Origin of the sequence: Tenacibaculum finnmarkense genomovar ulcerans (genome assembly GCF_900239495.1) — a bacterium.
GTDB classification, from domain to species: Bacteria; Bacteroidota; Bacteroidia; order Flavobacteriales; family Flavobacteriaceae; genus Polaribacter; species Polaribacter ulcerans.
The window spans coordinates 328,199-341,695 of sequence record NZ_OENE01000004.1; the positions used below are offsets into that span (position 1 = coordinate 328,199).

The following is a 13,497-nucleotide window of genomic DNA, read 5'->3' on the forward strand; positions in this document are numbered from 1 at the left end:
TTTTTAAAGCATCTAAAGAACCAAATAAAGTATCTAGTTTGGCAACTATGCGTTGTTGTTCTGCTAGTGGTGGAAGTGGTAAATTTAAATTAGTAATATATTCTCTTCTGATATTATTGATATTTACACCACCAGCTAATTCTCTAATTACATTTCTATAATTATCAGAAATAAAATAATAATCAAACAAAGTTTTATTAATTAGATATGAAGGTCTTATCAACATTAAAAAAGCACCAAAAGAAATTTCTTTAAAATCTTCTTTAGCAATTCCTGCTTTTCCTATTAATCTTTTACTTCCTGTTGAACCTACAATTACAACATCACCTTTTTTTATTTTCTGTATTTCTTTAACTAAATTTGATTCAACATAAACAACATCATTAGTTTTTGTAGTTATTTTTCCGTCTTGAATATTTCCACCTCTTAAAACTAAATAATCATCATTTTTTTTAATAGATTTAGCTTGTAATTTATTATAAGTAATTCCTCTGATTATTTCAGAAATAATACCAACTTCCGTCTCAACCCAATTTTTTGGTAACTTACTCTCCATTTAATTAAGTGCTTTAATTATACTGTTTAAAGCTTTTGTAATTTCTTTTAATTCAGCTAAAGCTTCTTGTGCTATTTCAATAGGTTCGCCAATATCTTCGGCTTTTGTAATGCTGTCATCAGCAATTAAACCAAGGTCTAAAGAATCATTCTTTTTGGTAATTTCATCTCTAGTAATACAGCTAAAACGTTCGTCTTTTATTTTGGTTCTATCAGTGGCATTGTAAGCCTTTTCAAAATCTACAAAATGATTTTCAGTAAACGGCGTACGTTTCCCAAATTTTGGCATGTTGGTACGCATGTCGTAAAACCATACATTTTGCGTGTTTTTTTTCTCTGTTGTTCCTCTATCAAAAAATAAAACATTGGTTTTTACACCAGCGGCATAAAAAATACCTGTAGGCAAACGTAAAATAGTATGTAAATTACATTTATCCATTAAATCTTGGCGTACACGTTGTCCGTCGCCATCTTCAAAAAGTACATTATCGGGTAACACTACGGCAGCACGCGCGCCACCTCGGGTATGTAAACTGCGGTAAATACCTTGTAAAAAGTTTAATTGCTTGTTACTTGTAGGATACACTAAATCGCCTCTAGTTGGTCGGTCGCCTCCTTTTTTAGTTCCAAAAGGTGGATTTGCCAATACCAAATCGATATTTTTAATGCTTTCGCCATAGCTACTTAAACTATCGTTTAAATCAATATTTCCGCCCATTCCGTGTAAAAAGGCATTCATCATGGCTAAACGATGTGTGTCACCAACTAATTCACATCCACTATATTGCTCGGTTTGTAAGTGTTTATTTTGGGTTTCAGATAATGAATACTTATCATTGTTTTTTAATATATGATGATGTGCTGCAATCATAAAACCGTAGGTTCCGCATGCAGGATCGTTTAAACGTTCGCCAACTTTCGGATTCATTAAACGCACCATAACGTTAATAAGTGGGCGAGGGGTGAAGTATTGTCCTGCACCTGATTTTTTTTCAGAAGCATTTTTTTCTAGTAATCCTTCGTACATTTCACCCAAACCTTCTTCTTTGGCTTCAAACCAATCTAGCTCATCAATATTTTTGATGATTTTACGTAAGCTAGCAGGTTCGTTGATACTTGTTTGTGCGTTATTGTATATTTTTTGAATTTTCCCTGTACTTTCAGTACCTAAATGCAATAATAATTTACGGTAAAAATTGGTGAGCTCAATCCCTTCTTTTTGTATTAAATCTTCCCATCGGTAGCCTTCGGGTAATTTATCGTTATATTCGGTTTCTTCTGCCATTTTTAAAAACAGAATAAAGGTAAGCTCGTTTAAATATTGGTGATAAGTAATTCCTTCATCACGTAATACGTTACAAAGATTCCAGAGTTTATTTACTATTTCTTGTGTTGATAATGCCATTTATATTTAATGTAATTTGTTTTTTAAAGCTTTAATATCTTTTAAAATATTTTCAGCTATTTTACTTGTTAATTGGTCTAATTTTTTTGGGTCTGCTAAATTAAATATAGCATCTGAATTAAAGGTTCTAAAATTTAGTTTTTCTTGGGTATATTTCCACCCTAACCAACATGTTGAATTTATATAATTAGGGTTTATATCTAAAACCATATTCTTATAGTTGCTGAATTTATCAAGATTAGCAATTCCACCTTTTGCGTTTTCTTCTATGGTAAAGCCAAAGTAAATTTCATCTTCTATTTCAATACCAAAATGAATACTGATATTTTCTTTTTCAAATATTTTAACCCATAAACCAAAATAAATATCTCTGTTTCTACTTTTAGTATAGTAATTATGTACGTTTTGCCATGTTACATTTTTTTCTTCAACAAGGCTTAAACCATTGGCAATCATCTTTTCTTTTAAACTTTGCCAAAACAACCATTGAATTTCAACTTTTGCAGTTGTCATATTCTGTTCAATTAAAGAAGCTTGTTTTAAATTATCTGCTGATGATGCTATGTAATGGCTAATTTCTGTATTCATTTTAGTAGTTCCTGATTGCCCTGTTAATATTTTTATTAAATTGATATAATGAGTAATTCCTTCTCTTAGTAAAGGAAGTTCTACGGCTTCTTTTCTGCAATTTATAAGCCATTCTATAATATCTGATTGATACGAAATTATTTTAAAATCGTCGCCTATTTTTAATTTACCGCAACTATTTTCAGAAGGATCATCACCAAATAAATTAAGATAAAAAAGATTATTAGGATTGTAATTATAATATCTAACTAATTGATTTTCTTGATCTGCTGCATAAATTTTATTTTCAATAGTTATAGCATTTCCTTTATTATCTGAAATGAAAATATCTAAATATCCGCCTGAGGTTTCCATTTTTACACCAATATATTTTTCAACAGTTACTATTGCCGATGCGGTGTTTATTTTTACATCAAATTGTGTAACAAAAAGTTTTAAAAAGACATCATCCTGCCCATGTGTTCCCTTCGGATTTAGCAATTCGGCAATAAATTTAGAATGTAAACGTACCTCATTAGTAGTTACATTTATAACATCGAACACATTAAAATCGTTGCCTGATATTTTATTTAATTGCTCATATTTAGTTGAGATTTCAGCAATTTTTTTCAATAAATTTTTCATAGAATTTTAATTTTTAAGCATATAAATAATCATTTAACTCATTAATAATTTGTGCAGTTTCATTTTTAAAAACTTTATCTAAACGTTTTAAGCCGCCATCAATACTAAAAGGAGGTTTGTTTAAATCATCTAAAGTAATAATAGATTCTTTTTGAAGTTGCGCCTCTATTTTATCGAGCCATTTTAATTGAATTTGATTCCAATTGTGTGCTGTTTTTAGTTTTGTAACAGCATTGGTAATACGCTCTTGATGGCTTACCAAATTTTCACCTAAAGCAGAAGTTCTGATGTGTGAAATAATATCAGCAACAATTTCGGTATTAGTAACTTCTTTATAAGCGGTGTTGAGGTTGTTTTTATTAAAACCTTCGGTATCTAAAATTAAACGAAGCTCTTTTAATTCCTTTCTAGTTAGCGTACTTGGTTTGGTGCATACAATATTTAAAGCAGTAATGGTGTTTTTGTTGTTATTTATAAATTCGGTAAACGATTCTAAATAATCTTTAGGCTTTAAGTTTTTTTCGTAGGCACGAGAAACCTCTTCAAGCTTGTCTTGGTGATCGCTAAATAAGGTAGCGTAATTAAATGCTTTTCCTTTTTCACGATCTAAAAACTCCCATAAATGAGTATAATTTTCAATTGATTCGTTTATGTTTTCAATATCAAAAGTTTTTAATTTTTGAGCAAAATCTCTTGCCGTTGGTTCACCAGAAAGTATTTCGAATTGTGCTGTTTGTTGCTCGTTAAAGCCAGAAATTTTACGTTGTATTTTAGCGATAATACGATCTAGTTTAGCTTCTTTAGAGTAATCATCTTCAATAATAGCTAATTCTTCTACTAAATGAGCAAAGGTTTTAGTAACCAAAGGGGCAACAGGTTTCATAACTTGTTCTTTTGCCATAATTTCAGAAACGCCAACACAATCGTAAATTTTAAATACTTCTTTACCTATATCATCGCAACGTCTGGTGGCACGCCCTACCATTTGATCGTATAAAATACGAGAGTTTACACGACGTAAAAAAACTAAATTAGAAATACTAGGTACATCTATTCCTGTAGTTAATAAATCGACCGTAACTACAATACTCGGGTATTGATCGTTTTTAAATTTACGTAATAAATCTTCTCTATTATAAACTTCACCTGTAATTTTAACGATAGCATCTTTATCAGCATCTTCGCCTAAGGCTTCATATTCTTCATATAATAATCTTACAATAGTATCAGCATGTGCATTTGTAGCAGCAAAAATTAAGGTTTTATCTTTGTTTTCTGGTAAAATTCCATAAGTAGATATTAATTCATTTAAAATAACACGGTTAAAACTTTCGGTAATAACTTTGCGATTAAAACCTGTTATTTCTACTTTAATTTCATCTTCGGTAATACCTATATCTTTAATTTGGTTTTCTTCAGGATCGTATATTTTTACTTCATCGCCTTTTTCCCAAACAATACCATCTTTAGATAAGCTAGTTTGAAAAACGTAAGGAGGTTCAAAATCGATTAAATAACCTTCAACAACTGCTTTTCTGTAGGAATACATAAACACAGGGTCGCCAAAAATATCTTTAGTATGTAGGGCAGGAGTGGCAGTTAAACCAATGCGATAGGCATCAAAATAATCTAATACCATTCGGTATTTGCTTTGAAAATCTTGCTGATTACGAAGTATAAATTCCTCTTCGTCCATTTCTTTATCTAGTGTATAGCCCCTATGTGCTTCATCTACCACAATACAGTCGTAATCTCCTACACTAGGAGGATTATCAGAATAAGCAATACGCTGTACCATTCCTTGTACGGTAGCAAAATGTATTTTAGTATCTAGCTCAGAAGCTTTATCTTCTAAGTCTTGTAAGTCATATATTTGCGCAAAAGTTTGCAAACCTTCTATGTGAACTTCTTTAAATGAATCGGATGCTTGTTTACCCAACATGCGCCTATCTACTAAAAATAAAATACGCCTAAATCGTTTAGATTTAATTAAACGATAACACATACCAATCATCGTACGTGTTTTACCTGTACCAGTTGCCATGGCTAGTAAAGCGCGTTTATCGTCTGTATTGGTCAATATTTTATGTTCTACAGCTTTAATGGCTTCAATTTGATAAGCTCTTAACCCTAAGCCATTAGGATCTGATAATAAATCATAGCCTGTTTTTTGTAGGTTTTCTACACCTTTGTTTTCATCGTAGTTTAATTTTTCTATAAGGTCTCTTGGTGAAAACCAATTAGGCAATGGTTTTGCCCTATTTTTTTGATTACGAGCATCCCAAAACCAAATACCAGAAGCAGTTTTAAATTGTGCTAAATAAGGTCTTCCGTTGGTAGCAAATATAAAGGGAACTTTATAATTAGAACTATTGGCATGTTTAACAAATGTAGTATTGTTATTATTAGTAACAAGCTGACTGTATTTTTCAGCTTGCCCTAAATCGCTCATTACATTTTTAATATGCTTTTTAGCCTCTACAATACCAATAAGTTCTAAACCATTAAATAAAGCGTAATCTGCCCATTTAGTAGCACATTTCCATTCAGAAATTGCTATCTGTCGTCCTTTTTGAGGTAGTGTTTTACGGGTTTTGTAGTTTAATGTTTGTGTATCACATTCCCAGCCAACATCTCGTAATTGTTTGTCTATACGTTCTCTGGTTTCAGCTTCTGTTTCAGCTGTTTTTTTAGCTTTAGAAAAAGCACGTTCTTTACGTTGTTTTTTTGCCTCTTCAGAAATTTGAGTTTGTGCTATTATTTTTAGTTTATAAGTGTCAACTTCATCTTTTAGTTGTGCTAATTGCTGTTCTAATTCGATTGACCTAGAGTTTTCGATAATAAACCAAGATTCTTGAGGTATTTCATAATCACTACAAATTTCTTCATCTTCATATACTTCAATAAACCATTTGGTTAAATAAAAAGTCTGTCTAAGCATATAACGAGCTTGAGCTTGTGTGCCTTCTCCAGAATGAGAGGCTTTATTTCCTGATTTTCTAATAGTATGAAAAATGGAAATTATTTCAGATGGTGTATCTGAATTATTTGCTAAGACATTTAATTTGCTTACTTGCTTTTTATCGAAAGGTTCGTCTAGTTGTTCAAAGTCAATTAAAATACTAGCTAGTTTTTCAGTAAGAATTCTAAGTTTAGAAAGTGTTGTACTTGGGTCAGTATAGCAATTACGTTCTGCTAAAACAATTAATTGAAATAACTCAATATAGTTGTCTTTTAAAAAGATAAAGTTTGTTTTCATTTATAGCTATTTTGTTTTATGTTTACATATAATTATGAGCCAACATAAAATTTAGAAATGTATTTAAACATTTCTTTTTTACAATTTTTTTAATGCCTAAAATAATAAAACAAACTCATATAGATTTACATAATTATATAAAACTATAAATATATGTTTATAGCATAAGGAGGGGAGTTAAAACATAGCTTAATAACATATTTTTTTGTAAATGTTTAAGTTATGTTTTGTATTTAGTTAATTAGATGGTTTTTAGTTGCTGTTATTCTAAATTTATATATACACCAAATAAGAACAGCCGCGCAGTAGTATGGGCGTCTTAGTTTTGATATTAGTGTGTTTAAAATTTTGGCAATTTTAGTTACTAATTCAAAAGCTAAACCTTTATATGTTAATTTTTTTTATATCTGTAAATCTTATATCAAAAAAAGCCGAATTAAATTAATAATTTCAGCTACAAGTTTTAAATTTTTTAAAAGTTGTTTGATATTTAATTGACTAATTTTAGAAAGTGGGTTTTTCATTTGTATCTTTTTTTAGATGATGATACAAAGAACTAACAGTTAGTAAGTAGGTAACTGGTTATAACTGGTTACAAATTTTAATCAATGATTAATTTTGCTTTTAAATCGGTAATTTCTTTTCTCGGTTTTTCTTGATTTTCTATTGATAATAAAGATATTACGCTTTCGATTAATTTAATCTTATTTTTTAATTTTTGTTCTGTTTCTTCGTTTGCTATTCTATTAGTTTTACTTGAATAACGTGTGTATTCGTTATACAATTTATCTCCAGAAGTATGTCCGTATTCTTTAATTATAGAGTTACTATTTTGTCTAGTAATAGATTTTCCTTCATAAATATATTTTAATGCTACTTGTTTAATTGATAATTTTATCTTTTGAGATTCTTTTTTAGTTGCTGATTGGTTAATTTCAAACTTATCAATAAACCCTATCAATTTAGCACAAAAGAAAGCAAGTTCATTATTAGTAGTTATGGTATTATGTTTTTGATAAGTCCAATCCATTCTTTTGTCATGGAAATCTATTCCAAATTCAATATGTTCGATTCGTAGGTTTCCAACAACTATAACACCTCTATGTTTTTCTAAATACCTTAATTTATCACCAATAATTTTAGGTATGTTTTTTTTAAAATCTTGTACTATTTTGGAGCTAGTAGTAAGGTTTTTATTGTAATAATTTAAAATACTATTTGCCTCTTTATGTATTTCTAAAAGTTCATTTTTCACTAAACTAGTATTTGTAGTACTTTCAAATCGTTTGGTATAATGTTTTATGTATTCTTGAAGCAACATCATTTTTTCACTAGATGTAACATAGTACATTCCTGCCAAATACCGTCCTTTTGAATGTAGCATTGGTACTTGTGAAACATTTGTTGAGGCTTCCATAGATTGGCTTTTAAAAATCCACTTGACAACACCCAATTCTCTTATTATTCTTTCAAATGGAGTGAAATTATTTTCTTCAGTCATTTTGTCTTTTTCTTTTTTATATGGAAAGATACAACAAAACCAAAAACATATTTTAAAAAGAGAAATAGATAGTAAATTAATCGACTCATTTTATATTGAAGTTATTTTGATATTTAACAAGGGGTTTCAACCCCTTGCCATAATGCCGTGCTGATTTGCCGTTATAAAACTATTCTTGAATAAAATTGAAACAGTTTTAAACGTCAAAATTTATTTCATAAGAGGTATTTCGTCCTTTTCCTAATAGTTTAAAAACGCCTAATTCTAAAAGATTTTGTAAATCTCTTGTAGCAGTAGCTTTAGATGTTTTGGTAATTCCAATATATTTTCTTGCAGTCATACCTCCTTCAAAACCATTAAAACCTTCATCGAGCATTCTGCGTATTGCTTTTAATTGTCTTTCATTTAATTTTGATTGATAGGTTGTAAAAATGGTTGTCTTTTTTAGCGTAAATTCTATAATTGCTTCGGAAGTATCTAAAGCATTCAAAATTAAATTGATAAAATAATGTAACCAAGGTGTTATTTCATTACTTCGTTGTCCTTTTTCTAACGCTTTATAATATTCTTTTTTTTCTTTTTCAATACTTGTAGAAAGACTAATTAATAAAGGGCTGTCTAGGGTTTGTAAAAGCGATTTTTCGGCAATAGCTCTTCCGATTCGTCCATTACCATCTTCAAAAGGATGAATACTTTCAAAATACAGATGAGCAATAGCAGCTCTAATAGCGGCATTTTTTATAGGTTTTTCACCTTTTGGAGAAGTTGTATTAAACCAGTTTATAAAATGATTCATTTCGTCATTTACATTTGCAGAAGCAGGTACTTCAAAATGTATTTTTGTTCTGCCCATAGCTCCTGAAATTACTTGCATAGGTTCTTGGTGCGTTCTCCATTTTCCAACTTCAATTAGGTTTTCGTCTTGTAATAATTGCCGATGCCATTTAAAGATGGTTTCTTTTGTAAGTTCTTCTTTAAAATTATTTTGAACATTTGTAACTAATTCACCAATACCTTTAGCTTTAATATCTTTTACGTTTTCATGTGAAGTATTTATATCAAGATTATTTCTAACGGAAGACATTACATCTGTTCTACTTAAAAATTCTCCTTCTATTTCGGAAGTTTTAATAGCTTCTGAAACTAAAATATTGATTGTAGTTTGAGTATGAGATATTTTTGACAATCCTTTGGTTATGCCTTTTATTTTGCCTGTTTTTTCGATGAATTTATAAAGATAATCTTCTAATTCATCAATATTATAAGAGAAATTTCTCCAGTCTTTTTGTTGCCAATTATATTCCATGAGCCGAATAATTTAGTTAATCGGCTCAAATATGGTCAAAAAATGAGCCGATTAAAAAATATAATCGGCTCATTTTTTATTGAAAATTATTTAATACCTAAGATAAGGTTTTAATATTTTGTGCACTTACTTTCCGATACAGAAGTTACCGAAAATATGCCCTAAAATATCTTTATCGACATCGTATTCACCTGTAATATTTCCTAAATGACGTAAACACTCACGAATATCAATAGAAAATAAATCCGTAGAAATTTCTAAATCAATTCCTTGTTGTACAGAAGTAATAGCAGTTAAAGCATTGTTTAATGCTTCAAAATGACGTGAGTTAGTAACAATTGTTTCGTTATTACTTAGAGCACCTGTATTTACTAAAGATGTTAATTCCGCTTTTAGCTCAATAATACCTGTTTTTTGTTTTGCTGATACTAAAATTAAAGGATCAATTTCTGATTTTAAAATAGCTGTATCATGACACGATAATGTATCAATTTTATTGGCAATTACAAGCAATCTTTTAGTAGGGAAACGCTCTTTTATGGTTTCAATTTCTTGTAAAAATTCATCGCTAGAAAATGCAAATTTATTCGCATCAATTAAAAAGATAATTAACTGTGCATTTTCTGCTTTTTCGTAGGCTTTTTTAATTCCGATATTCTCAACAATATCTTGAGTTTCTCTAATACCCGCGGTATCAATAAATCGAAAAGCAACACCATCAATAATTAAATCATCTTCAATAGCGTCACGAGTAGTACCTGCAATATCTGAAACAATGGCTTTTTCTTCGTTTAAAAGCGTGTTTAATAAAGTAGATTTCCCAACATTAGGCTCGCCGATAATTGCTACAGGAATTCCATTTTTCATGGCATTTCCGAAAGCAAAAGAATCAATTAATCGTTTTAAAACAAAGGTGATTTTAGCTACTAATTGTTTAAATTTAGTTCGGTCGGCAAATTCTACATCTTCGCCCGAAAAATCTAATTCAAGTTCAATTAATGCCGCAAAATCTAATAATTGTATGCGTAAATCTTTTAATTCATTGGTAATTCCGCCGCGCATTTGCTGAATAGCCATTTGATGACTTGCAGCAGAATTAGAAGCAATTACATCGGCAACGGCTTCGGCTTGGCTTAAATCCATTTTTCCGTTTAAAAAAGCACGCATGGTAAATTCACCATTATCAGCCATTCTACAACCATTTTTTAAAAATAATTGGATAATTTCTTGCTGAATAAATACCGAACCGTGGCATGAAATTTCTACGACATTTTCGCCTGTATACGATTTGGGGTTTTTAAATATTGATACTAAAACTTCATCTAAAATAGTATTGGTATTTTTATCAAAAATATGCCCTAAATGTAAGGTGTGTGTTTTTTGAGTTAGCAGCGATTTGTTGCTTTTTATCGACTTGAAAAAAGTATTTACAATTTCAATAGCTTTTTCACCCGAAAGCCTAATAACAGCAATAGCTCCAACGCCTGATGGAGTTGCCATAGCAATAATAGTATCATTTTGTATCATGTGGCAAAACTAGTTATAACCGATTAAAAAATAGAAATTATTTAATAGAAATTTTTTTAAAAAAATATTTTTTTTAGTTGAAAAAACAAGCTACATTTGTCTTGTAAAAAAGCTAAACATCTGAATTTAAGTATATTTAATGTGTAGTTTTAAATTAAAAATAAATTACCCCCATTTATTTAAACGTTATTTTATAACATAAAATAAATCCCCTCCATCCCTTTTTGTATATCCCCCTATGCTTTGTAATTTTATTACAAGGTTTTAAATTATGATAAATAAAAATTATGGAAAATACGATTACTTTTTTATGTTTGTGCACAAGCACAACATTATTTGCTACTACAAAATATTCTAACTTTACCAAGTTAGATAAATACGAAACCAACTTAATTGTTAAAAAAAATAGAAAAATAAAATCTATTGTTTTACATTTAAAGTTTAACCATTATTTAGTACCTGCTAAAAATACTTTTCAAACAGATTTCAATTCGAATAACCAAAATATTCGCACTTCTTGTTTATCATCTAAATTTAATAGAAAAGCTGTTAGGTTAGTGAAAAATAGTATGATATTTCTACTATTTACCTCAGTTTTATTAAGAACATCTGTTATAAATTTAAGATAAGTAAGACATCACTGTAAAGGTATTTTTATTATGAAAACAAGGTTAAAATCAGTATTAAAAAGTGTTTTTTTTGCTTTTTTATTAGTATCAGGTCAATTAATTATAGCCCAAGAACAAATAGTTATAAATAAACAAATAGTAAGCAGCCCAATAAACTGTAAACAATTTGATGTTACATTAACAGTAATAGGTAATCCACCTGTAGCTGCTAAAGAAGTTGTATTGTTAATAGATGTTTCCGGAAGTATGGGAAACTATGTTGATGATGGAACTGGTACAGGAAATCAAGAACCAGTTATAAAATTTGTAAAAGAATCGGCAAAAGATTTTGTAAGTAAGTTACTTTCTTCAGCGAATAATCCGACAGGTAAAAACAAAATAGCCATTGTTAGTTATAGTTACGATGCGGTTATTTTAGCTGATTTAACAACAGATAAAACCGCTTTAAATAATGCTATAGATCAATTATCGCCAGATGCTGGTACTAATATGGAAGGAGGCTTATTAAAAGCGGGAGAAGTGTTTACCAATTCAAGCCCTGGCTGTTTACGAACAAGAAGTATTGTGTTTTTTACAGATGGTCTTCCTAATTGGCATAACGGTTCTCCTTTGCCAGTAAGTGGTGAGTGTAAAACGACAGAAATTAATTCAATGTGTCAGCAGCGTGCTTTTTCCGCAGCAACAGCAATTGGAAATATTAATGTTAACGGTACTTCTTATAATCAATCAATATTTACCGTAGGGTTTACGGGACAATTAATAGAAGGAATAGAAAAGGATAACGCAAAATATACCTTAGATAATATTCAGAACAGTGGTGCATATTATACAGACAATGCTGCTGATTTAACAAACATGTACAGTACTATTTTAGGAGAATTAATACCTGCGGCAACAGCTTTAGATGATCAACCATTGGTAGTTGATCAAATACCGAATGAATTTCAAATAGTTTCATCAAGTTTACAATCGAGCAGTACTATTAACGCTAATAAAGGAACAGGTTTAATTGTTAATAACACTATAAACTGGGAGGTAGATAAAATATTAGATGAAACTCTTACTTTGAAATATTCTATTATTGCTGCTGATAATTTTTGTGGCGATAATCTATCGTTAGGAACTTCAACTATAAGATATAAAAATGCTACATGTAATCAAACCAACAAAAATTTTGACAACACTCTTGTTTGCATCCCTTGCCCAGTAACCGATATTCAATTAAATAGACAACAAGGCTGTTCAAAAACAATAAATTACGGATCTAATTCGAATGCTATTGTTTGTAGTGGAGTTACAGAAACCTATTTATGGAAATTCTTTTTAAAAGGTAATTTAGTAGGAACATCCGCTGATAAAACAGGGGAATTTACCTATACAGGCAGCGATAAATTCACAGGAAATTTTAAGGCAGAATTAGTTTATAGTTCAAATTGTAGCCTATCAACAACTAATTTAGAAAAATCAATAATATTACCTAATGAATTGTCATTATCAGTATTAAAAAGTGATTTAAGCTGTGGAGGAACTGATGGAGGTATTGATTTATCTGTAACCGGAGGATCGGGTAGTTACACCTATTTGTGGAGTAATGGAGCCACAACTCAAGATCTTAATAATATTAGTACAGGTTTATATACGGTTACAGTTACTGATATTCTTGGTTGTGAAAAGTCAATTTCAACAACACTTATTTCAATTGATAATGATGTCCCAACACTTATTGTTCCTAATAAATTGAGTATTCAGGGCTGTGATCAAAATAATATAAATTCAGCAAATGCTAGATATAAATTTAGTTTAACAGCAGTTTCATTAAATATAGCTACATTTAATAATGCAGATTATATAGCTACAGATGATACTAATATTGCTAAGATTACATATAAAGATGAAATTATTTCATATGATGGATGTGTAACAAAAGTTTTAAGGACATTTACTGTTGTTGATACTTGTGGAAAAACAGAAACAGATAGTACGATTATTAGTATAACAGACACAATAAAACCAACATTTACAGTTCCAAAAGACATCATAATTTCGACGGATGCGAATTGTACTTTTGATGTATCTGTAGAAAAAACCGGCGATGTTTCTGAT

At 29.8% G+C, this 13,497-nt stretch carries 8 protein-coding genes (1 of these 8 running past the window's edge); 1 reads left to right on the forward strand and 7 read right to left on the reverse strand.

From position 1 onward, the window contains the following. The 7 genes from DPIF8902391_RS02280 to mnmE form a co-directional block, all read right to left on the reverse strand. On the reverse strand, positions 1-556 hold the 5' portion of the coding sequence (locus tag DPIF8902391_RS02280; protein WP_172504934.1) for a restriction endonuclease subunit S. It extends 785 nt beyond the left edge of the window; the window shows 556 of its 1,341 coding nt (coding positions 1-556); the start codon lies at positions 554-556; its stop codon lies beyond the left edge, outside the window. Further along, complete coding sequence (locus DPIF8902391_RS02285; RefSeq protein ID WP_172504935.1) at positions 557-1,960, reverse strand: class I SAM-dependent DNA methyltransferase; 1,404 nt, start codon at positions 1,958-1,960, stop codon at positions 557-559. It abuts the gene before it with no gap. A 6-nt stretch (positions 1,961-1,966) separates the two neighbouring features. Beyond that, on the reverse strand, positions 1,967-3,172 hold the full coding sequence (locus DPIF8902391_RS02290; protein ID WP_172504936.1) for a PDDEXK-like family protein: 1,206 nt from the start codon (positions 3,170-3,172) through the stop codon (positions 1,967-1,969). A 13-nt stretch (positions 3,173-3,185) separates the two neighbouring features. Then, positions 3,186-6,431 (reverse strand): type I restriction-modification system endonuclease, encoded by a 3,246-nt coding sequence (hsdR, locus tag DPIF8902391_RS02295; protein ID WP_172504937.1) that lies wholly within the window; start codon positions 6,429-6,431, stop codon positions 3,186-3,188. A 601-nt stretch (positions 6,432-7,032) separates the two neighbouring features. After that, positions 7,033-7,848 carry a hypothetical protein gene (locus tag DPIF8902391_RS02300; protein ID WP_172504938.1) on the reverse strand — a complete coding sequence of 272 codons (816 nt, stop codon included), beginning with the start codon at positions 7,846-7,848 and terminating at the stop codon, positions 7,033-7,035. 280 nt (positions 7,849-8,128) lie between these two features. Next, entirely contained in the window at positions 8,129-9,238 is a 1,110-nt protein-coding gene (locus tag DPIF8902391_RS02305; RefSeq protein WP_172504939.1) for a Fic family protein, read from the reverse strand. Positions 9,239-9,364: 126 nt separating this feature from the next. Next, positions 9,365-10,765, reverse strand: coding sequence for a tRNA uridine-5-carboxymethylaminomethyl(34) synthesis GTPase MnmE (mnmE, locus tag DPIF8902391_RS02310; protein WP_172504940.1), 1,401 nt, complete (start codon positions 10,763-10,765; stop codon positions 9,365-9,367). 659 nt (positions 10,766-11,424) lie between these two features. Between mnmE and DPIF8902391_RS02315 the strand changes: the two genes are divergently transcribed. Then, the coding region (locus DPIF8902391_RS02315) for a VWA domain-containing protein (RefSeq protein WP_172504941.1) at positions 11,425-13,497 on the forward strand (2,073 nt) is incomplete at its 3' end.